Origin of the sequence: Cupriavidus sp. D39, from assembly GCF_026627925.1 — a bacterium.
GTDB classification, from domain to species: domain Bacteria; phylum Pseudomonadota; class Gammaproteobacteria; order Burkholderiales; family Burkholderiaceae; genus Cupriavidus; species Cupriavidus ulmosensis.
In genome coordinates this window covers 4,131,563-4,152,694 of sequence record NZ_JAPNLE010000009.1, presented here as the reverse complement: position 1 = coordinate 4,152,694, position 21,132 = coordinate 4,131,563, and the positions used below count along the sequence as shown (strand labels likewise).

At 67.7% G+C, this 21,132-nt stretch carries 12 protein-coding genes; 7 read left to right on the top strand and 5 right to left on the bottom strand.

From position 1 onward, the window contains the following. Positions 1-834 carry an NADPH-dependent 7-cyano-7-deazaguanine reductase QueF gene (queF, locus tag OMK73_RS31410; protein ID WP_267605461.1) on the top strand — a complete coding sequence of 278 codons (834 nt, stop codon included), beginning with the start codon at positions 1-3 and terminating at the stop codon, positions 832-834. A gap of 78 nt (positions 835-912) precedes the next feature. Here the strand turns inward: queF and OMK73_RS31405 are convergent, their stop codons facing one another. After that, positions 913-2,322 carry a carbohydrate porin gene (locus OMK73_RS31405; protein ID WP_420715615.1) on the bottom strand — a complete coding sequence of 470 codons (1,410 nt, stop codon included), beginning with the start codon at positions 2,320-2,322 and terminating at the stop codon, positions 913-915. Between the two features lie 207 nt (positions 2,323-2,529). Here OMK73_RS31405 and OMK73_RS31400 point away from each other — a divergent pair, with 207 nt between their 5' ends. From OMK73_RS31400 to OMK73_RS31380, 5 genes are read left to right on the top strand one after another with little or no spacing between them, the layout of a single operon-like run. Next, positions 2,530-3,234, top strand: a complete 705-nt coding sequence (locus tag OMK73_RS31400) for a TetR/AcrR family transcriptional regulator (RefSeq protein WP_267605460.1) — start codon at positions 2,530-2,532, stop codon at positions 3,232-3,234. Positions 3,235-3,261: 27 nt separating this feature from the next. Beyond that, entirely contained in the window at positions 3,262-4,260 is a 999-nt protein-coding gene (locus OMK73_RS31395) for an HlyD family secretion protein (protein WP_267605459.1), read from the top strand. Next, positions 4,257-5,264 carry an ABC transporter ATP-binding protein gene (locus OMK73_RS31390; RefSeq protein WP_267605458.1) on the top strand — a complete coding sequence of 336 codons (1,008 nt, stop codon included), beginning with the start codon at positions 4,257-4,259 and terminating at the stop codon, positions 5,262-5,264. Before OMK73_RS31395 ends, OMK73_RS31390 begins: the two co-directional genes overlap by 4 nt. Further along, positions 5,261-6,439, top strand: a complete 1,179-nt coding sequence (locus tag OMK73_RS31385) for an ABC transporter permease (RefSeq protein ID WP_267605457.1) — start codon at positions 5,261-5,263, stop codon at positions 6,437-6,439. The genes OMK73_RS31390 and OMK73_RS31385 overlap by 4 nt, the downstream gene beginning before the upstream one ends. Before the next feature lie 10 nt (positions 6,440-6,449). Beyond that, complete coding sequence (locus tag OMK73_RS31380; RefSeq protein WP_267605456.1) at positions 6,450-7,940, top strand: efflux transporter outer membrane subunit; 1,491 nt, start codon at positions 6,450-6,452, stop codon at positions 7,938-7,940. A gap of 975 nt (positions 7,941-8,915) precedes the next feature. Here OMK73_RS31380 and OMK73_RS31375 read toward each other — a convergent pair. The 4 genes from OMK73_RS31375 to OMK73_RS31360 form a co-directional block, all read right to left on the bottom strand. Continuing rightward, complete coding sequence (locus OMK73_RS31375) at positions 8,916-10,115, bottom strand: pyridoxal phosphate-dependent aminotransferase (protein WP_267605455.1); 1,200 nt, start codon at positions 10,113-10,115, stop codon at positions 8,916-8,918. A 344-nt stretch (positions 10,116-10,459) separates the two neighbouring features. Next, the gene (locus tag OMK73_RS31370; protein WP_267605454.1) at positions 10,460-10,780 is read right to left on the bottom strand and encodes a hypothetical protein; all 321 of its coding nucleotides are present in this window, start codon (positions 10,778-10,780) and stop codon (positions 10,460-10,462) included. Positions 10,781-10,955: 175 nt separating this feature from the next. Continuing rightward, positions 10,956-16,847, bottom strand: coding sequence for an excinuclease ABC subunit UvrA (gene uvrA, locus OMK73_RS31365; RefSeq protein ID WP_267605453.1), 5,892 nt, complete (start codon positions 16,845-16,847; stop codon positions 10,956-10,958). Between the two features lie 357 nt (positions 16,848-17,204). Next, positions 17,205-18,557, bottom strand: coding sequence for a cytochrome-c peroxidase (locus OMK73_RS31360; RefSeq protein WP_267605452.1), 1,353 nt, complete (start codon positions 18,555-18,557; stop codon positions 17,205-17,207). 228 nt (positions 18,558-18,785) lie between these two features. On the opposite strand from OMK73_RS31360, the gene acpA reads away from it, so the two are divergent. Further along, entirely contained in the window at positions 18,786-20,921 is a 2,136-nt protein-coding gene (acpA, locus tag OMK73_RS31355; RefSeq protein WP_267605451.1) for an acid phosphatase, read from the top strand. The last annotated feature ends 211 nt before the right edge of the window (positions 20,922-21,132 follow it).

Sequence of the window (21,132 nt, the reverse complement as noted above, 5' to 3'; positions counted from 1 at the left end):
ATGAGCCTTCCCGAACATTCGCCGCTAGGCAAGCCTTCGGCCTACAAGACCGAGTACGACCCCACGCTGCTGTTCCCGATCCCGCGCCAGCCCAAGCGCACCGAGATCGGGCTGGCGGAAGGCCGCGCCCTGCCGTTTTTCGGCGTGGACATCTGGAACGCCTACGAGCTATCGTGGCTTAACTTGAAGGGCAAGCCGCAGGTCGCGCTGGCCAGCTTCATCATTCCGGCCGACACGCCGAACATCGTCGAGTCCAAGTCGTTCAAGCTCTACCTGAATTCGTTCAACCAGAGCAAGATCGCCTCGCCCGAAGCCTTGCAGCAACTGTTGCACCACGACCTGTCCGAAGCCACCGGCGGCACGGTGCAGGTGCGGCTGGTGACCGAGGCCGATCTCGGCACGCAGAAGATGGGCGAGCTGGACGGCGTGCAGCTGGACCGGCTCGACATCGAGACCGACATCTACGAGCCCGCGCCGCACTTGCTGCATGCCACCCAGGACGAATCGCCGGTGGAAGAAACGCTGGTCTCGCACCTGCTCAAGTCCAACTGCCTGGTGACCGGCCAGCCCGACTGGGGCAGCGTGCAGATCCGCTACGTGGGTGCGCCGATCAACCAGGAAGGGCTGCTCAAGTATTTGATCTCGTTCCGCAACCATAACGAGTTCCACGAGCAATGCGTGGAGCGCATCTTCACCGACGTGATGCGGCAGTGCAAGCCGGTGAAGCTGGCGGTTTATGCGCGCTACACGCGGCGCGGTGGGCTGGATATCAATCCGTTCCGCACCAACTTCAACACGCCGTGGCCGGACAACCGGCGCAACGCGCGGCAGTGAGCAACGCGAAGGCGTGAAGCAAATAAAAACCCCGGCACGCACGCCGGGGTTTTTATTTACGCAAAGATCCTGGCCTGCTCAAAACTCAGCATGGAAGCGCACCCCATAGAACTTCGCCGGCCCGCGATCGCGGTTGTAGCCGGGATTGCGGATGTACTGGAAGTCCGGGCTGATGCTCAGGTACTTGACCGGCTGGAAGCTATAGAACAGCTCAACGATCTGCTCAGGCCCATACCGCAACGCGCCATCGCCAAGAAAAGCGCCCTGCCCGCCGGCAGCCAGGTAAGCCTGGTGCCGCGACCCCAGCATATTCACCGACATCGCCAACCCCACCACATCGCGCGGGCGGCCCCAGGCATTGCCATTGAGCACGCCACCGGCGGCGACCTGGCGGCCGATTTCCGTAAAGGCGTAGGTCTCGGTCTTGTCGTCCGACATATTGGCGCGCGCGAACACACCGAGTGAATCGTTGACCCGCTGCATCAGCGCCAAGCCCGCGCCGAGCTTGGCGTGCTCCTCGCGCACATTGGCCACGTCCGGCGTGGTGCCGGTGGCGGCGCCGAGCTGCAGCGCATCGCTGAACGCGCCCATGCGCGCCTTGTTGCGCCAGAGCATCAGGCGCGCCACGCCAGGCCGGCCGGCCAGGTTGTAGCGCTTCTCGAATTCGAGGATGTCGCCATAGTGCTGGAACATCCGCGTATCGAGCTCCAGCCCGTTGGACTCCAGCGGCTGCAGGAAGCGGCCAAGCCGCACCGACCACATGTCGCCGATGTATTCCAGCGCCACGCCCCAGTTGTAGCCGCGCGCATCGGCCGGGTAGTCGAAGGAGCCGTGCGCCATGAACGACCAGTTCATGAACTGGGTGCGCGGGTCGGAGCCGTACTCGTTCTGGTCGAACACGTCGAGCACGCCGAAGTTGCCGGCGGTCAGCACCACGCGGCGCTTGTCGACACTGCCCGCCAGCTGGTTGAAATCGGCGTCCACTTGTTCGCTGCCGCCGCCCAGTCCCCAGGTCTGGCGGATAAACGCGCGCGCCCGGTAGAACACCGGGTTGGTGCTCGATACCTTGGCCAGCTCGCCGTTGGTCGGCCCGCCCAGGCCGTGCAGCTCGGAGAACGGCACGCCCTGGGTCACTTCCGGGTTGAAGTGAAACTCCGCGCCGCGCCACAGGCGCAAGCCAAGATCGAGCGTGGTGCTGAACGAGTAGCTCTTGGCGCGGTCCGCCGTCAGGCTGTTGGCGCCGGAGTAGGCCGAGCCGAAGGACGGCTTGCGCTGCCAGATATAGGTGGTCTGGCCGTGGAAGGCATAGTCCTCAGGGGCCTCGGCCTGCACCGGTGCGTCGCTGCTTGCCCCGGCCTGTTCCTGCGCCAGGGCGGGCATGGCCGCCATACCGGCAAGGCCGGCCAGCGACAAGGCCACACCCGCAAGGCGAGTGGCAAAAAACAGGCGTGGCCGCACTGGGGCGGCTGGGAAGCGACAAAGCAGCATGAAAAATCCGGGGAACGGCAGCGGGCGCAATAGGGGTCAAGCCCGGCTGACGGGCGGACGAAGCATAGCCAAGCCTTTATGACATGTCTACCTTGTATTGCTGCGATGCAACATGATGCAAAGGCGGGTGGCCACAACATTACGTTGTAATCGGCCTTGAATTAATTAATTCATAAATTAATATTATTTGCAGATTCAGGAGCCGCCATGCCACCTGCTGCCGACCACCCGCCCCCAAGCCGACGCCCGGGCCGGCCCGCCGCCGGGGATGCGGGTAGCGCTGGCCAGCGCGAGCAGTTGCTCGACGCCGCCACCGAACTATTCGCCCAGCGTGGCGTTGCCGCCACAGCGATCAAGACCATTGCCAGCCACGCGGGCGTCACGCCCGCGCTGGTGCACTACTACTTCCGCGACCGCGACCAGTTGCTCGATGCCGTGGTCGACGAGCGCCTGCAGCCCCTGGTCGAACGGGTATTCGCGCCGGCCGCCGCCGACAGCGCGGACCCGGCCGCCATGCTGGTGGGCATTGCCGGGAGGCTGATCCGCACCGCTGCCGCCACGCCGTGGTTTCCCGGGCTGTGGATCCGCGAGATCGTCGGCGCCAACGGGCAGTTGCACCAGCGCGTGCTGCAGAAGATCGCGCTGCAGCGCGCCGGCCTTGTGCTCGGCCCGCTGGCGGCGGCGCGCGCGCGCGGCGAGATCAACGCCGGCCTGGAGCCGGCGCTGCTGATGGTGTCGCTGATCGGCCTGACGCCGCTGCCGCTGGCCACCACCCATATCTGGCGCCGCCTGCCCGGCGCCGGCGCCATCGACAGCGAGGCGCTGGTGCGCCACGTGAGCGCGCTGCTGGCGCACGGCCTGGGCGTACCGCCGGTACTGCAGCCCGGGTCGGCCGCGCCGCCGTCTGCCTGAATCCAGCCTGCCCGCCACGGAGCCCCCATGCCTCGCCACGCTCAGCCTGATTCACCCCGCCCCGCCCCGAGCCCGGGTACAGGTTGGCCGTCGGCCGCCCTGATCGGCGTGGCGTTGCTATCCGCCTGTGGCGAGCCGGCGCCCACCTCCTGGCAAGGCTATGTCGAGGGCGAGTTCGTCAGCGTGGCCTCGCCCTTTGCTGGCCGGCTGGACCAGATCTCCGTCCAGCGCGGGCAGCAGGTGGCAAGTGGTGCGCCGCTGTTCGCGCTGGAGGCCGACGACGAGCGCGCCGCCCGGCAACAAGCGGCAGAACAAGTGCGCGCGGCCGAGTCCCAGCTGGCCGACCTGCAAACCGGCAAGCGCGTGCCGGAAATCGATGTGAGCCGCGCGCAGCTGGCACAGGCCCAAGCCGCCGCCGCGCGCAGCGCCGCGCAACGCCAGCGCGATGAAGCCCAGTACGCCATCGGCGGAATCGCGCTGGCGCAGCTGGAAGACAGCCGCGCCACCGCCGCCTCCGATGCCGCCCGCGTGCGCGAGCTGCAGCGCGATATCGACGTGGCCCGGCTGCCGGGACGCACCGCGCAGCAAGCGGCCCAGCAAGCCCAGGTGGCCGCCGCGCGCGCCGCGCTGGCGCAGGCCGAGTGGAAGCTGTCGCGCAAGACCGTGGGCGCGACCCAGGCGGGCCTGGTCTATGACACGCCCTTCCGCCTCGGTGACTGGGTGCCCGCGGGCAGCCCGGTGGTGCGGCTGCTGCCGCCGGGCAACGTCAAGGTGCGTTTCTACGTGCCGGAAACCGTGCTCGGCGCGTTCAAGAACGGCGAGTCCGTGCGCGTGCGCTGCGATGGTTGCGCCGCGCCCATTGCCGCCACGGTCACCTACATCTCCAGCCAGGCCGAGTACACGCCGCCGGTGATCTACAGCAATGAAACGCGCCGCAAGCTGGTGTTCCTGGTGGAGGCACGGCCCGCGGCGGCCGACGCGCCGAAGCTGCACCCGGGCCAGCCGGTCGAGGTGGCAAGGCCATGAACGCAACCGTTGCTCCCCAGGACGGCGTGCCTGGCGATGCCAGCGCCCCGGTCATCGACGTGCATGACATCAACAAGCACTACGGCGACAAGCACGTCGTCAACAACCTGACGATGCAAGTCGCGCGCGGCGAGATCTTCGGCTTCCTCGGCCCCAACGGCAGCGGCAAGACCACCTCCATCCGCATGATGTGCGGACTGCTCACGCCGGACTCCGGCACCGGCACCTGCCTGGGCTACGACATCCTGCGCGAGACCGCCGAGATCAAGCGGCGCGTGGGCTATATGACGCAGAAGTTCTCCTATTGGGACGATCTGTCCATCCGCGAGAACCTGGATTTCGTGGCGCGCGTGTACGGCATGCCGAGGCGCCGCGAGGTGGTGGACCGGGCGCTCGAGGACCTGGGCCTCGCCAGCCGCGCGCAGCAACTGGCCGGCGCGCTCTCGGGCGGCTGGAAGCAGCGCCTGGCGCTGGCCGCCTGCCTGCTGCACGAGCCGGAGCTGCTGCTGCTCGACGAGCCCACCGCCGGGGTCGACCCGAAGGCGCGCCGCGATTTCTGGGAGCAACTGCACCAGCTCGCCGCGCGCGGCATCTCGGTGCTGGTCAGCACGCACTACATGGATGAAGCCGAGCGTTGCCACAAGCTCGCCTATATCGCCTACGGCAAGCTGCTGGCGCAGGGCACCGCGAGCGAAGTGGTGGCCAGCCAGCAGCTCGTCACCTGGAGCGTGCAGGGCGAGCAGCTCTTCGCGCTGTCGGATCAGCTAAGGGGCGCACCGGGCGTGGAGCAGACCGTGGTGTTCGGCAGCGCGCTGCACGTCACCGGGCACGATGCGCCCGCACTGGAAGCCACGTTGCGCCGCATCGCCGGCCCGCAGCACCGGATCGAGCCGATCGAGACCAGCCTGGAGGACGTCTTCATCCACATGATGAGCGGCGCTGAGGACAATATGCGCGCCGGCAAGCAAAGACAGAAGCAGGACGGCAAGGAGGCCCGGGCATGACGCGCGACGCAGGCGCACCTGCCAAGGCCACCAACGGCGCGCGTTTCCCGCTCTCCCTGCAGCGCTGGTGGAGCATCGTGCTCAAGGAGTTCCTGCAGCTGCGCCGGGACCGCGTCACCTTCGGCATGATCGTTGGCCTGCCCATCGTGCAGCTGATGCTGTTCGGCTTCGCCATCAACACCGATCCGCGCCACCTCACCACCGCGGTCATCGCCGCGGACCAGAGCGAGTTCACCCGCTCCTTCGTGGCCGGCATGCAGGCGACCACCTACTTCAACGTGGTCGGCACCCTGCCCGACGAAGCCGCCGGGCGCGAAGCGCTGACGAAGGGCGAGGTGCAGTTCGTGCTCACCATCCCGCCCGACTTCACCAGCCGGCTGCTGCGCGGCGAGCGCCCCGCGCTGCTGGTCGAGGCCGATGCCACCGACCCGTCCGCCACCGGCTCGGCCATCGCCGCGCTGGCGCAGCTGCCAGTCTCGGTCGCGGACAAGGACCTGCAGGGCGCGCTGGCGCACCTGGCGGGCGGCAAGCCGCCGTTCGACGTGCAGGTGCAGCGCCTCTACAATCCGGAGGGGCTCACGCAGTACAACATCATTCCCGGGCTGATGGGCGTGATCCTGACCATGACGATGGTCATGATGACGGGCCTGGCGATGACGCGCGAACGTGAGCGCGGCACCATGGAAAACCTGCTTGCCACGCCGGTCAGGCCGCTGGAGGTGATCAGCGGCAAGATCGTCCCTCACATCTTCATCGGCCTGATCCAGTCCACCATCATCCTGCTGGCCGCGCGCTGGGTCTTCGGCGTGCCCTTCGTCGGCTCGGTGGTGGCGGTCTACCTGGCGGCGCTGCTGTTTATCGCCGCCAACCTGACGGTGGGCATCACGCTGTCGTCACTTGCGCAAAACCAGTTGCAGGCGGTGCAGCTGACGTTCTTCTACTTCCTGCCGAACCTGCTGCTGTCGGGCTTCATGTTCCCGTTCCAGGGCATGCCCCGCTGGGCGCAGGCGATCGGCAACGTGCTGCCGATGACCTACTTCAACCGCCTGATCCGCGGCATCCTGCTCAAGGGCAACAGCTGGGCTGAGCTTTGGCCGAACGTGTGGCCGATGGCGCTGTTCACGGTAATCGTCATGACCATCGCAGTGCGCTTTTATCGCCGCACGCTGGATTGAGGAGCCTGCTATGCAAGCCTCGCCACCGGGCAAGCCCACATCCCACACGGTCCTCGCCGCACTGGCGGCCGCCATGCTTTCGTCCTGCGCAGTGGGCCCGGACTTCACCGAGCCGGCCACGCCCGCCGCGCCGTCCTATACCGCCGGCACGCAGCCCACCCGCACCAGCGCCGCCGACGTGCCGCACGGCCAGGCGCAAACGCTGGAGAGCGGCGCCGAAGTGCCTGCGCAATGGTGGGCGCTGTTCCGCAGCCCGGCGCTGGACCGCACCATCCGCGCGGCGCTGGATGCAAGCCCAACGCTGGCGCAGGCACAGGCCCGCATCGAACAGGCGCGCCAGGAGCTGGTAGCCACCACCGGCGCGCGCCTGCTCCCGCGCGTGGACGCCAAGCTGAACACCACGCGCCAACAGGTCGATTTCAACTCGCTCGGCATCACCGCCTTCCCCAGCCCCGGGCCGTTCACGCTGTACGGCGCCAGCGTGGGAGTCTCCTACACGCTCGACCTGTTCGGCGGCCAGCGCCGCGAGCTGGAAGGCCTGCGCGCAGCGGTGGACTACCAACGCTTCGAGCTGGAGGCCGCACGCCTGACGCTGGCCGGCAACGTGGCCACGGCCGCCGTCCGCGAAGCCGGCTTGCGCGCGCAGATTGCCGACACCGAGGCCATCGTGGCGGCGCAGCAGCGCCAGCTCGCCATCACCGAGCAGCGCTTGCGCGTCGGCGGCGTGGCGCAGGTGGATGCACAGCGCCAGCGCAATGAACTGGCGCAGAGCCAGGCCTTGCTGCCGGGCCTGGCTCAGCAGCTTGCGGCCACGCGGCATCAGCTTGCCGTGTACCTGGGACAGGCGCCCGCCAGCGCCGAGCTGCCCGAATTCCGGCTGGAAGATCTCACGCTGCCCACCACGCTTCCAGTGAGCCTGCCCTCCGCCATGGCGCGGCGGCGCCCGGATATCCGCGCGGCCGAAGCGCTCCTGCACCAGGCATCGGCCAATATCGGCGTCGCCACCGCGCAGCTCTATCCGCAGCTCACGCTATCCGGCAGCGCCGGCACGCAGGCGCTGTCCGCGCGCAATCTGTTTGACAGCCTCAACGTATGGTCGCTGGCCGCGGGGCTGGTGCAGCCGGTGTTCCGCGGCGGCGAACTGGTGGCGCGCAAGCGTGCGGCCGAGGCGGCCTACGAGCAATCGCTCGCGGCCTACCAGCAAGTGGTGCTGCAGGGCCTGCGCGAAGTGGCCGATTCACTGCGCGCGCTGGAAGCCGACGCCAACACCTTACAGGCGCGCGCCGAGAGTGCGAAGCAGGCGGCCGCCACGCTGTCCATCGTGTCCGGCCAGTACCGTCTCGGCGGCGTCAGCCAGCTTGCGGTGCTCGATGCCGAGCGGCAGTACCGGCAGGCTGCTCTCGCGCTGTCGCAGGCGACCGCCAGCCGATTTACGGATTCCGCGGCGTTGCTGCAGGCGCTGGGGGGTGGATGGTGGCAGGTGGATGCAGCAGCCCGCTGACGCGGGGTGTCTCTTGTTGGGTGGGGTTTTATTGCTTCTAGCTGCTGTCGCGGCTGTACGGTGTTGCCGTTTTGGAACATGTGGGATGGTGGGGTTTTCACGCCACTAGCCCCGCTGACGCGGGGGTCTCGTTTGTGGGCGGGATTTTGATGCTTCTAGCTGCTGGCGCGGCTGTACGGGGTTGGCCGATTTAGAACGTGTGAGATGTCACTTCTCTTTACTCGTAAAGAGAAGTAACCAAGAGAAAGCGATCCTTGCAGGAGGCTGGCGTGTCGGGGTTGCGTAGCCCGGTGGTTTCGTCGTCAGGCCCTGGGTTCTAATGGCCTCATGCCGTTACCGGTTTGAAAGGCCACGATCCAGCGGAGCACGCTGGTTTCGTGGTGAGGCTGCTCGGTAGCAGCATCCCTGCCAATTCACCCATCTGCCGGTACCGGTGCGAAGCGCCACGATATATCACGCCGTGATGGTTTCGTGGTGGGGTGGGCGCGGTGGTAATCTCCTCGGCATTATTTTTTCGGTGCCACCGCGCCCACGACGAAAACGGGACGCTTGCAACTTGTGGCCGCCCGCGCCGCGAGCGACAGACGGCTTGAAATTCGTGGTGGTGGCTACCGGTGGGGGCCACCACGAAACCCTGGGCATTGGCAGCGTCGTGATGATCTAAACTGGTAACGGCACGAGGTCATTAGAACCCGGGGCCGTACGACGAAATCATTGGGGTCCCCAATGACGCCACGCCAGCCTCCTGCAAGGATCGCTTTCTTTGGTTACTTTTCTTTACGAGTAAAGAAAAGTGACATCTCACACGTTCTAAAACGGCAACACCGTACAGCCGCGACAGCAGCTAGAAGCGCCAAAACACGTCCAGCCCATCAACCATCAAAATCGCCCAGCCGCGCCAGCAGCTAAAATTTAGAAGCAATAAAACCCCACCCAACAAGAGACACCCCCCGCGTCAAGCGGGACTACAAAGCATCAAACTCCCAACCCTCCCCTCAACCTCCTGACCCCTTCCTCCAACCTCCCCAAATCACACGCATAACACCACCTGACAAACCCCTCCCCCTCCTCCCCAAATGCACTCCCGGGCGCCAGCCCGATCCGCGCCTCGCGCACCAGCCGCTTGCAAAGCGCGAGGCTGTCGCCGGCACCGGCCAGCCGGAAGAACACATACATGGCCCCGTCCGGCGCATGCACATCCACGCCCGGCAACTCGGATAGCGCCCCCACCAGGTGATCGCGCGCGGCGCGCAGCCGCCCTACCAGTTCGCGCGTAAAGGCCTCGCCCTCGCGCACCGCCACGATGCCGGCCTCCTGCACGAAGGAAGGCGCGCAGGACGTGTTGTACTCGATCAGCTTGCCGAGATCGTCGGTCAGTGCCGCGGGCAACACCATCCAGCCCAGCCGCCAGCCGGTCATCAGCCAGGCCTTGGAGAAGGAGTTCACGCAGATCACGCGCTCGTCGCGGCTGGCGATGTCGAGGAAGGACGGGGCGACGGCGGCTTCGCCGCCGCCGTCGCCGTAGTACAGCCGTTCATAGACCTCGTCGGCAATGATCCAGATGCCATGGCGGCGGCAATGCGCCAGCACTGCTTGCTGGTCCGCGCGGGACATCACCCAGCCGGTGGGATTGTTGGGCGAGTTGATCATCAGCAGCCGCGTGTCCGGCGTGAGCGCGGCCAGAAGCTTGTCGAGGTCCAGGGTCCAGCCGTGCGCACCGTAATCGAGCGAGACGGTCTCCACCTCGGCGCCAAGGATCTTGGGGATCTCCACCAGGTTGGGCCACAGCGGCGTGACGGCCACCGCGCGGTCGCCCGGACCCGCCACCAGTTGCGCCGCCAGCATCAACGCGTTGACGCCGGCACTGGTTACCACCACGTTGTCCAGAGCGGTTGCGCCATGCAGCGCGCTGACATAGCCGGCCAGCGCGCTGCGCAGCGGGGCAATGCCAAGGTTATGCGTGTAGAAGGTGGCGCCGCCGGCCAAGGCGCGGCTGGCGGCGTCGCGGATAAAGGCGGGCGTGACCTGGTCGGACTCACCGAACCAGAAGGGCAGCACGTCGGGCAGGCCGATGCCGGCATTGGCCACCTCGCGGATGCGCGATGCGCGCAGGTGATGGACGGTGGCGCGGGCTGCGGCCGGGGCGGACGCAAAGCCGGACTGGCTGGTGGACATCTGAGCTCCTTGCGGTGTAAGGGTCGGACTGCGGGTCGGACTGCGGAATCCATAGAGCGTACCGCAAAGGCACTCCCGCCGGTATGCCCGGCAGCATGGCGGCCGCCCGTGCTGCACTGCGCTGCGGAAATTTCTGCCTTGCGGCATGACAGGCCTCAGGGTTGCAGAAGCCGCGCAAGCCGTGCGTGCGGATGACCTGCTGGATGTGCTGGAAGCGCGCGACGCCGAAGGCCGTACCGCGTTGCTCGAAGCCATCCTGCTCTCCAATGGCGCAACGCCGCGGCTACCAGTCCGTCAGTGCTTTGCTGCGCGCCGCGGGCGCGCGTTGAGGCAACCCCGGGTTGCTAACGCCCGGGACCGGCGGAATCGTCCTGCGGCTGCCAGCCGGGCTTCATCCGCAGACCGAAGCTGCTGCGCGGCTGCACGTCGCGTTCGGGCCGCAGTGCGTATTGGTCGTGGTTGATTTGCGGCAAGGCAGCGGCTTGCTGGGCAGCCCGGGATGTTGGCGTCGGCGCGGAGGCCGCACGCTTGCCCGCCTTGGCAGGCGCGCGTGCGCCGCTGGCGTCCGATGCGCCAGCGGCCGCCGCCGGCACGGACGTGCTGGCCAGGGCGAGCCATAGCGCCGTCACGATGGAGAGGAGGGAGAAAAGGGGTTTTGCTGTCACGCTGTCATGCGGCGGCTACGCATGGCCCGCCCGGCCGCCACCTCTGCGGCGCACGGCTGGACCGGCGGCGGCCGCCAGTTGCTGAATCCGTCATTGTGTCAGCTACCGGGGCCGCCAGGTGAAAACGGCCTGCAGCCTCGCCTTCCGGGAGGGTGGCGAGGCCGCCGCGGCGGCTTTACTGCGCCGCCGCGAGGCGGCGCCTGCCGCCGTTGCCACTCTCGGCCGCCTCCTTGCCCTGCTCCTTGCCGCGCGCCAGCACCGACGCCAGCGCCGCGCCGGTGTGGCTGGCCCGCACGCGCACCAGCCCCTCGGGGTCGGTGGCGGCCACGATCCCGCCGCCCGCCACGCCGCCTTCCGGGCCCAGGTCGAGGATCCAGTCGGCCTCGGCGATCACATCGAGGTCGTGCTCGATCACCACCACGCTGTGCCCGCCGTCGGCCAGCCGGTGCAGCACGCGGATCAGCTTGGCCACGTCGGCCATGTGCAGGCCCACGGTAGGCTCATCCAGCACGTACAGCGTGTGCGGCGCCTGCTGCCCACGGCGGGTGATGTCGTCGCGCACCTTGGACAGCTCGGTCACCAGCTTGATGCGCTGCGCCTCGCCGCCGGACAGCGTGGGCGAGGGCTGGCCCAGCGTCAGGTAGCCCAGGCCCACGTCCTTCATCAGCTGCAGCGGGTGCGCGATATTGGACATGGCGGAGAAGAACTCCACCGCCTCGTCGATCTCCATCGTCAGCACGTCGCCGATATTCTTGCCGCGCCAGGTGACCGCCAGCGTTTCCGGATTGAAGCGCTGGCCGTGGCAGACATCGCAATGCACCTTCACGTCCGGCAGGAAGCTCATGCCGATGGTGCGCACGCCCTGCCCCTCGCAGGCCGGGCAGCGCCCGTCGCCGGTGTTGAAGGAAAAGCGCGAGGCGGAATAGCCGCGCGCCTTGGCCTCCAGCGTCTGCGCGAACAGCTTGCGGATGGTGTCCCACACGCCGATATACGTGGCCGGGCAGGAGCGCGGCGTCTTGCCGATCGGGGTCTGGTCGACCTCCAGCACGCGGTCGATGCTTTCATAGCCGGTGATGGACTCGCAGCCCTGCCAGTTGTGCGTGACCTCCAGCTTGCGGCGCGGCTCGGCGCGCGCGGTGGCCTGCGAGCGCGCGGGCGCTTCGCTGCCGGCGGCCTTGCGCGCGCGGCGCGTGGCCGGCGAGGACATCACCGAGCGGCCCACCGCGTCGAGCAGGTTGGCCATCAGCACGTCGCGCGCCAGCGTGGACTTGCCAGAGCCGCTGACGCCCGTGATGGCGACCAGCCGCGCCAGCGGAATGCTGGCGGTGACGTTGCGCAGGTTGTGCTTCGTGGCGTTATGCACGGTCAGCCAGCGCTCGGGCACGGCCTCGCTGTTCTTGCCCTCCGGCTTGACCACGCGGCGCGGCTGCAGCGGATGCAGGATGGGTTGCGCAAGGAACTGGCCGGTGAGCGAATCGGGGCTGGCCGACAATGCCGCCACGCCGCCTTGCGCCACCAGCGTGCCGCCGCGCTTGCCGGCGCCGGGCCCGATGTCGATGATGTGGTCGGCGCGGCGGATGGTGTCTTCATCGTGCTCCACCACCACCAGCGTGTTGCCCTTCTCGCCGAGCTTGCGCAGGGCGTCGAGCAGGATCTGGTTGTCGCGCGGATGCAGGCCGATGGTGGGCTCGTCCAGCACATAGCACACGCCCTGCAGGTTGCTGCCGAGCTGCGCGGCCAGGCGGATGCGCTGCGCCTCGCCGCCGGACAGGCTGGGCGCGGCGCGGTCCAGGCTCAGGTAGCCCAGGCCGACTTCCTCAAGGAACTGCAGGCGGCTGCGGATCTCGCTCACCACGTCGCGCGCGATCTCGCCTTCACGGCCGGCCAGGTGCAGGCCCTGCACCCAGCGGTGCGTGTCGGACACCGTCCACTGCGCCACTTCCACGATGGGGTGCGCGTCGAAGGTGACCGCGCGCGCCACCGGGTTCAGCCGTGTGCCGCCGCAGTCCGCGCACGGCGTATCGGCCACGTCATCGGGCTCTTGCTGCTCCGAGGGCAGGGTCTGCTCGCGCCCGCGGTTGTCGTCGGCCATCACGGTATCGTCGTAGACGGCGCGCTGCTCACGGGTGAGGGTCAGGCCAGTGCCCACGCAGCTGGTGCACCAGCCGTGCTTGCTGTTGTAGGAGAACAGGCGCGGATCCAGTTCCGGATAGCTGGTGCTGCACACCGGGCAGGCGCGCTTGGTCGAGAACACGGTGGTGCTGCCGACGCGGGCGGTGCCGCCGTTGCCCATCGCATGCTGCAGGCCATCGAGCGGGGCCAGCAGGTGCATCACGCCCTTGCCGGCTTCCAGTGCCTGCCCGAGCATCGCGCGCAATGCGGCTTCGTTGTCCGCCGATACGTTGATGTCGCCGACCGGCAACTCGATGGTGTGCTCGCGGAAACGGTCCAGGCGCGGCCACGGGTCCACCGGCAGGAATTCACCGTCCACGCGCAGGTGCGTGTTGCCGCGCGCCTTGGCCCATTTGGCCAGGTCCGTGTAGACGCCCTTGCGGTTGACCACCAGCGGCGCCAACAGGCCCACATGCTGGCCCTTGTAGTCGCGCAGCAACTGCGCGGCGATCGACTCCGGGCTTTGCGAAGTGACCGGCGTTCCGTCATGGATGCAGTGCTGGATGCCCAGCTTCACATACATCAGCCGCAGGAAGTGCCAGACCTCGGAGGTGGTCGCCACCGTACTCTTGCGGCCGCCGCGCGACAGGCGCTGCTCGATGGCCACCGTGGGCGGAATGCCATACACCGCATCCACCTCCGGGCGCCCGGCGGGCTGCACGATGGAGCGCGCGTAGGCATTGAGGGATTCGAGATAGCGGCGCTGCCCTTCATGGAACAGGATGTCGAAAGCCAGCGTGGACTTGCCCGAGCCGGACACGCCGGTGATGACGTTGAACTTGCCATGCGGGATATCGACGTTGAGCGCCTTCAGGTTGTGCTCGTGCGCGTTGACGATGCGCACCACGTCCTCGCCCTCGATGGCGCGGCGCGCGCGGGCGGCGCGCAAGGCGGCCTGCAGCGGCACGCCCGCATCTTCCGCGACGAAAGCGTGGCCCACGGCGCGGTCGTACTGCAGCAGGGCCTTGCCGGTATGCGAGTGCGCACAGCGCTTGACATCTTCCGGCGTGCCCACGCACAGCACTTCACCGCCGGCGTCGCCGCCTTCGGGGCCTAGGTCGATGATCCAGTCGGCAGCGCGCACCACGTCGAGGTTGTGCTCGATCACGATGAGCGAATGGCTGCCATCCAGCAGCTTGCCGAAGGCGCGCATCAGCTTGGCGATATCGTCGAAGTGCAGCCCCGTGGTGGGCTCGTCGAACATGAACAGCTTGCATTCGTACGGCATCGGCTTGACGCGTACAGTGCTCGCCTGCGCGGTCTCGGCGAGGTAGCCGGCCAGCTTCAGCCGCTGCGCTTCGCCGCCGGACAGTGTCGGCACCGGCTGGCCCAGCTTCACATATTCCAGGCCCACGTCGACGATCGGCTGCAGCACGCGCAGCACGGCTGCGTCGCCAGCAAAATGCGCCACGGCCTCGCTCACTGTCAGCTCAAGCACATCGGCCACGCTGAGCGCGCGCGGCGGCTGGCCCGGCAATGCGCGCTCGATCTTCACCTCGAGGATTTCCGCGCGGTAGCGCCGGCCATCGCAATCCGGGCAGCGCAGGTAGACGTCGGAGAGGAACTGCATCTCGACGTGCTCGAAGCCCGAGCCGCCGCAGGTGGGGCAGCGCCCGTCGCCCGAGTTGAAGCTGAACATGCCCGCGGTATAGCTACGCTGCAGCGCCATGGGCGCCTTGGCGAACAGCTTGCGGATCTCGTCGAAGGCGCCTACGTAGCTGGCAGGGTTGGAGCGCGCGGTCTTGCCGATGGGCGACTGGTCGACGAAGACCACATCCGCCACCTGTTCCGCGCCGGTCAGGCTGCGGAAAGCGCCGGGCGCATCCGTGGACTTGCCGAACTGGCGCGCCATGGCGGGATACAGCACGTCCTGCAGCAAGGTGGACTTGCCCGAGCCGGAGACGCCGGTCACGCACACCAGGCGCTGCAGCGGGATCTCCACCGTGACGTCTCGCAGGTTGTGCTCGGTCGCGCCTTCCAGCACGATGCGCGGCGTGTTGGCGTCCACCGCGCGCGGTTGCCAGCGAGAGAGATCGGTCACCTGGCGGTGCCCGGCAAGGTACTCACCGGTGAGCGTGCCCGAGCTACGGATATCGGCAGGCGTGCCGTCGAAGATGATGTTGCCGCCGCGCTCGCCCGGGCCGGGGCCCATGTCGATGAGCCGGTCAGCCGCGAGCATCACCGAAGGATCGTGCTCGACCACCACCAGCGTGTTGCCGGCATCGCGCAGGCGATGCATGGCCTCGACGATGCGGTTCAGGTCGCGCGGGTGCAGGCCGATGCTGGGCTCGTCGAGCACGAACAGCGTCTTCACCAGCGAGGTACCCAACGCCGTGGTCAGGTTGATGCGCTGCACCTCCCCGCCGGACAGCGTGCGGCTCTGGCGGTCCAGCGTGAGGTAGCCCAGGCCCACGTCGCACAAGTATTTCAGGCGAGTGCGCACTTCGGCCAGCAGCAGCTTGAGCGCGTCGTCGAGCATCAGGCTCGGCAGCGTGAGGTCGTCGAAGAACTTGCGGATGCGCTCGATGGGCATCAGCATCAGGTCGTGCACGGTGAGGCCCGGCAGCGCCTCTAGTTGAGTGCGGTCCCAATCGACACCGCGCGGCAGGAAGCGCTTCCCGGGCGCGCACACGGCGTCCGCACCCGGCTTGCTGCCCAGGCGCCACAACAGCGCTTCGGTCTTCAGCCGCGCGCCGCCGCAGGTCTCGCACGGCGTATAGCTGCGGTACTTGGACAGCAGCACGCGGATGTGCATCTTGTACGCCTTCGACTCCAGGTAGTCGAAGAAGCGCTTGACGCCGTACCAGTGCGTATTCCACTTGCCGTTCCAGTCCGGCGAGCCGTCGATGACCCAGGCGCGCTCGGCCGGGGTGAGGCTGGACCACGTCACGTCGCGCGGGATGCCCGCCTTGGCGGCGTAGCGCATCAGGTCGTCCTGGCATTCCTTCCAGGCCGGCGTCTGCATCGGCTTGATGGCGCCGCCGCGCAGCGTCTTGCGCTCGTCCGGGATCACCAGGCCGAGGTCGACGCCGATCACGCGGCCGAAGCCGCGGCAGGTCTCGCAGGCGCCGTAGGCGGAGTTGAACGAGAACAGCGCGGGCTGCGGATCGGCGTAGCGGATATCGCTCTCAGGGCTGTGCAGGCCGGTGGAGAAGCGCCACACCTGCGGTTCCGCGGCTTCGTCCGTCGTATTGAGCACGTAGACGTTGACCCGGCCGCTGCCGCGCTTGAGCGAGGCCTCGATGGCTTCCAGGGCCCGCACCTTCTCTGTATTGCCCAGGCGGAAGCGATCGGCCACCACGTCGAGCACCTTGCGCGGCCCGGTGGGCGACGCCACCACGCGCTGCGCCTGCACCCGCGTGTAGCCGCTGACCGACAGCCACTGCTCGATCTCGGCCTCGGTGGTGGATTCCGGCAGCTCCACCGGGAAGGTGATCACCAGGCGCGGATCGGCGTCCGCGGCACGTGCCTGCAGCTCCGCGTAGATGGTCTCCGGCGAGTCATGCCGCACGGGCTGCGCGGTCTGGCGATCGAACAGTTCGGCGGCGCGCGCGTACAGCAGCTTCAGGTGATCGTTGAGTTCCGTCATCGTGCCGACCGTGGAGCGCGAGCTGCGCACCGGGTTGGTCTGGTCGATGGCGATGGCCGGCGGCACGCCGTCCACCCGGTCCACCTGCGGCCGGTCCATGCGGTCCAGGAACTGGCGCGCGTAGGCGCTGAAGGTCTCGACATAGCGCCGCTGCCCTTCGGCGTAGAGCGTATCGAACACCAGGCTCGACTTGCCCGAGCCCGACGGCCCGGTCACCACGGTCATTTCGCCGGTGTGCAGGTCGAGGTCGAGATTCTTGAGATTGTGCTGACGGGCTCCGCGGATACGGATGACACCGGATGACATGGGATGCGTCCTTTTTGGCTTGCGAGTGGCTAGCTGGTTGCTTGCGTGCGGCGTGCGGCTTGCGGGGCGGGCGGGCTGGGCACAGGGCGCCGGGAGCGCGGTGAAAAGCCGCCGCAAGTCGCGGTATGGATACGGTCAGGCCGCTATCCTATCCCGAAGGACGGCAGCGTGCCGCGCGACGAAGTGTGGCGCTGACATCTCCTGACAGTACGCTGTCAGGAGGAAATGGGGACGGATCCGGAAAAGGAAAGGCCCGGCGTAGCTTGCGGCGCATGCCGGGCAAGGCCGGGGGCCGTCGCGCCACCCCGCGCTGCCCGCGCCGAGCAAAGCCGGGCGCGCCATTCCCGTTCAGAACGCTCAGTGCGCCGCCGGAATCCGGTAGCCGTCGTTGAGGGTCTTCAGGAACACGATGACGTCGCGGATCTCCGCCTCCGACAGGGCCGGCTTGCTGCCGGGCGCGCCGCCGAACAGGGGTTCCATATTGACGTTGTCACGATACCGCGCCGGCAGGTCGTCGAACTTGTCGATGCTGCCGTCGGCCTTGCGCGGGTACCACTTGCCGGGATTGCTGTCCCGTTGCACGTAGAAGCGCAACACCTCCTCGAGCGAATGAAAGGCGCCATTGTGGAAGAAGGTCTTGCGTTGCGCCACGTTGCGCAGCCCGGGAGTGCGGAACAAGCCACAGTACTCGGCCCGCTCCTTCAGGTCGGGACGGTCCGGCCCGCACAGGCCCATGTCGAAGAAGGCCGGATCGGCATTGACCGCCAGCTTGCGGTTGCGCGGTACGCCCAGCGCGATAAAACCAAAGTCGCTGAAGGCCGGGAACACGCCGTCGGCGCTGATCGCGCTCGGGTGGCAGGCCGCGCAGTTGCCCTTGGCAGGGTCGTTGAACAGGCGCAGGCCGCGCGCTTCCTGCTCGCTCAGCTTGACCTGCCGCCGCAGGAACGCATCGTACTTGCTGCTGTAGGGATAGAACTCGGACGGCGTTTCCTGGAACACCTCGAGCGCCATCAGCGCGGCCTGGAAGGCTACCTCGTCGCGCTCCAGGATGTCGGCGCCAAACACCTCGCGCAACGTTTGCGCGTGCTTGCCGGCGCGCAGCCTGGCGGCCACCGTCGCCGCGTCCGCGTTCGCCATCTCATGCGGCGACAGCAGCGGAATACTGGCCTGCTCGTGCGTGGACGACGCCCGCCCGTCCCAGTTGTGGCCACCGGTGGGGCCCTGGTCTTCGCTGTCGTTGCCGTCGTTCTCGTGGAAGTGCTCGGAGAACGGCGGCACGTTCTGCACATAGCGCAGCGACGGTGCCGCGCGCGCGCTGGTGCGCAGCATGTCGCGGCCGCCCAGTTGCACCGAGAGATCGTTGGCCGGCCCATAAGCGTGTGCCGGGCTGTGGCAGCTCGCGCACGCTAGCCGGCCAGACGCCGACAAGGCGGGATCGAAAAACAACGCCTTGCCAAGCGCGGCCATCGCCGGCACCGAGGGCCGGCGCGTTGCCATCATGTTGTAGAACGCATCGGCGTAGGCCGGCCGCGCGGGCGCGGCGGCCTGGCTGGCAGCCGGCGCGGATGCCGGTGCCGCAGCCACTGCCGCTCCCTCCTGGCCGGACTTGTCACAGCCCGCCAAAGCCAGCGCGAAAGCCAGCAGCAGGGCTCCGGTGGCAAGACGGGGGATCGGGGAAGGAACTGGCGGCAGGACGGAGCGCAGTGGCATCTGTGCGGCGAAGTGAATGGCGAGGGCGGGATGGCTACGCCAGCCCAGGCACAGGAGATTCAGGAAACGGGCCGCCAAGCTAGCACGCATGCATGACAACGGCGTGTCATCCATGGCCGGATGTCTTCCTTTCGTCCCCGCGCCATCATCAATCTGACATGGAGCAGCGCGAAAATCGCGCGGCTGTACAAGAAAAACCGCCTCGCAAATAACGAAACAGGAAACTCCATGCGCCGAGCCTTGAGACTTTATCCCCTTGCAGCGGTGGCCGCCGCTGCCATGGCCGCCTGTGGCGGCAGCGACTCCGGCAGCGGGAGCGCCGTCACCACCTCGGGCGTGGTGACCGGCAGCTACTTCGAGCACGCCAAGGTCTGCATTGATGCCAACAGCAATGGCAAGTGCGATAGCACCGAGACCAGCACCTACACCGACAAGAACGGCGCCTTTACGCTGACCGGCCAGGGCGCGATCGCCGCCGAGATCGGCAGCGACGCCTTCCGCAACGATGACGCCGGCGGCCACGCGGCCGTGACGCGCCCGCTGGTGTTCCGCGCACCGGCCAGCGCCAACGGCGTGATCAGCGCCATCACGACCGAGCTGGTCGCGATCATGGAGTCCAACGGCGGCGACCTCAACGCGGCCAAGGCACGCCTGGCCACCCGCATCGGCGTGACGGCGGACAAGCTGCTGGCCGACCACAACAAGGAAACCGACAAGACCGTCAAGGCAACCCTGCAGGCAGAGATCGACCAGACCATCGACCTGATCGCGGACTCGGTCGCCGGCGGCGGCGACATCGCCCAGGCACTGCGCGACGGCGTGGCAAAGCGCGTCGCCCTCGACAACATCAAGACCGTGGTGGTGATCTATGCCGAGAACCGCGGCTTCGACAACCTCTACGGCCTGTTCCCGGGCGCCAACGGCGTTCCCGGTGTGAACCCCACCTCGACCGGCACCGCCGAGCCGCAGAAGGACTTCGACGGCTCCGCGCTGCCGGTGCTGCCGCCAACCTGGGGCGGGCTCACCGCGGCAGGCCAAACCGTGCAGCTGCCGCAGGCCAATACCGCCAACTGGGCAAACAAGCCGTTCCAGATCGATAACCCGGCCGGCGTCAACGGCACCGGCGTGGTGGTCTCGCAATCGGTCACCACGCGCGACCTCGTGCATCGCTTCTATAACAACCAGATGCAGATCAACGGCGGCAAGAACGACAAATACACCGCGTTCTCCGACGCCGGCGGCCTGTCGATGGGCTACTACGACGGCAGCAATATGGCGATGTGGCAACTCGCCAAGCAGTACGTGCTGGCCGACAACTTCTACATGGGTGCCTTTGGCGGCTCGTTCCTGAACCACCAGTACCTGATCTGCGCCTGCGCGCCGCAGTACCCGAACGCCGACGCGGCCACCTCGCCGGCCAAGGCCTCGATCTCGGCGATCGATGTCGACGCCAACGGCAACTTCGTCCGCCTGACCCCGGGCACCGGCAATCCCACCTCCGTGCTCTCCGGCAAGGCCGTGTACCAGAACGACAGCACGCTGACGCCGAAGGATGCCAGCGGCATGTTCTACGCCGTCAACACCATGCAGCCGGACTACCAGCCGAGCGGCAACAAGCCCGCCACCACCGATACCACGGGCCTCTACGCCGATCCCACCAAGGCAACCACGCTGCCGCCGCAGACGCAGACCACCATCGGCGACCTGCTGAACGCACGCGGCGTGAGCTGGGCCTGGTACGCCGGCGCCTGGGCCAAGGCCACGCAGGACCCTACCGCCATCTACAACAACACGGTGCCCAACTTCCAGCCACACCACCAGCCGTTCAACTACTACGCCAACTTCGACCCGGTCAGCCAGGCCGCCAACCGCAGCGCGCACCTGAAGGACTTCGACAGCCAGTTCCTGCAGGACGCCGCCGCCGGCAACCTGCCCGCTGTCGCGTTCTACAAGCCGCAGGGCAACCTGAACCAGCACCCCGGCTATGCCAACGTGACCGACGGCGACGCCCATATCGCCAGCGTGATCGCGCAGCTGCAAAAGAGCCCGCAGTGGAAGAACATGCTGATCCTCGTCACCTACGACGAGAACGGCGGCTTCTACGATCACGCGCAAGTGCCCACCGGCGACCGTTGGGGCCCGGGCACGCGCATCCCGGCGATCCTGGTGTCGCCGTACGTGAAGAAGGGCTTTGTCGACCACACGCAATACGACACGGCCTCGGCCCTGCGCTTCATCACCCGCCGCTTTGTCCTGCCGACCCTGCCGGGCCTGCAGCAACGCGATACCGCCCTGCTCGCCAACAAGGGCAAGGCCATGGGCGACCTGACCAACGCGCTGGACTTCACGGCCATGGCGCACTGAAAGCGCTACAGCCGTCGTCATAGCAGCGGCGCTGGCCAATCCGTCGGCGCCTTTCCAGACCGCCGGTTAGCTCCCCTCTCCCACTTGTGGGAGAGGGGCCGGGGCAGAGGGCGGGCGCTCGTTACGCCATCGTGCTGGACAAAACCGAAGGCTCCGCTTCAAGTGGCTCCTGGCTAAGCCACCCCTCTCCCCGGCCCTCTCCCCCTGAGGG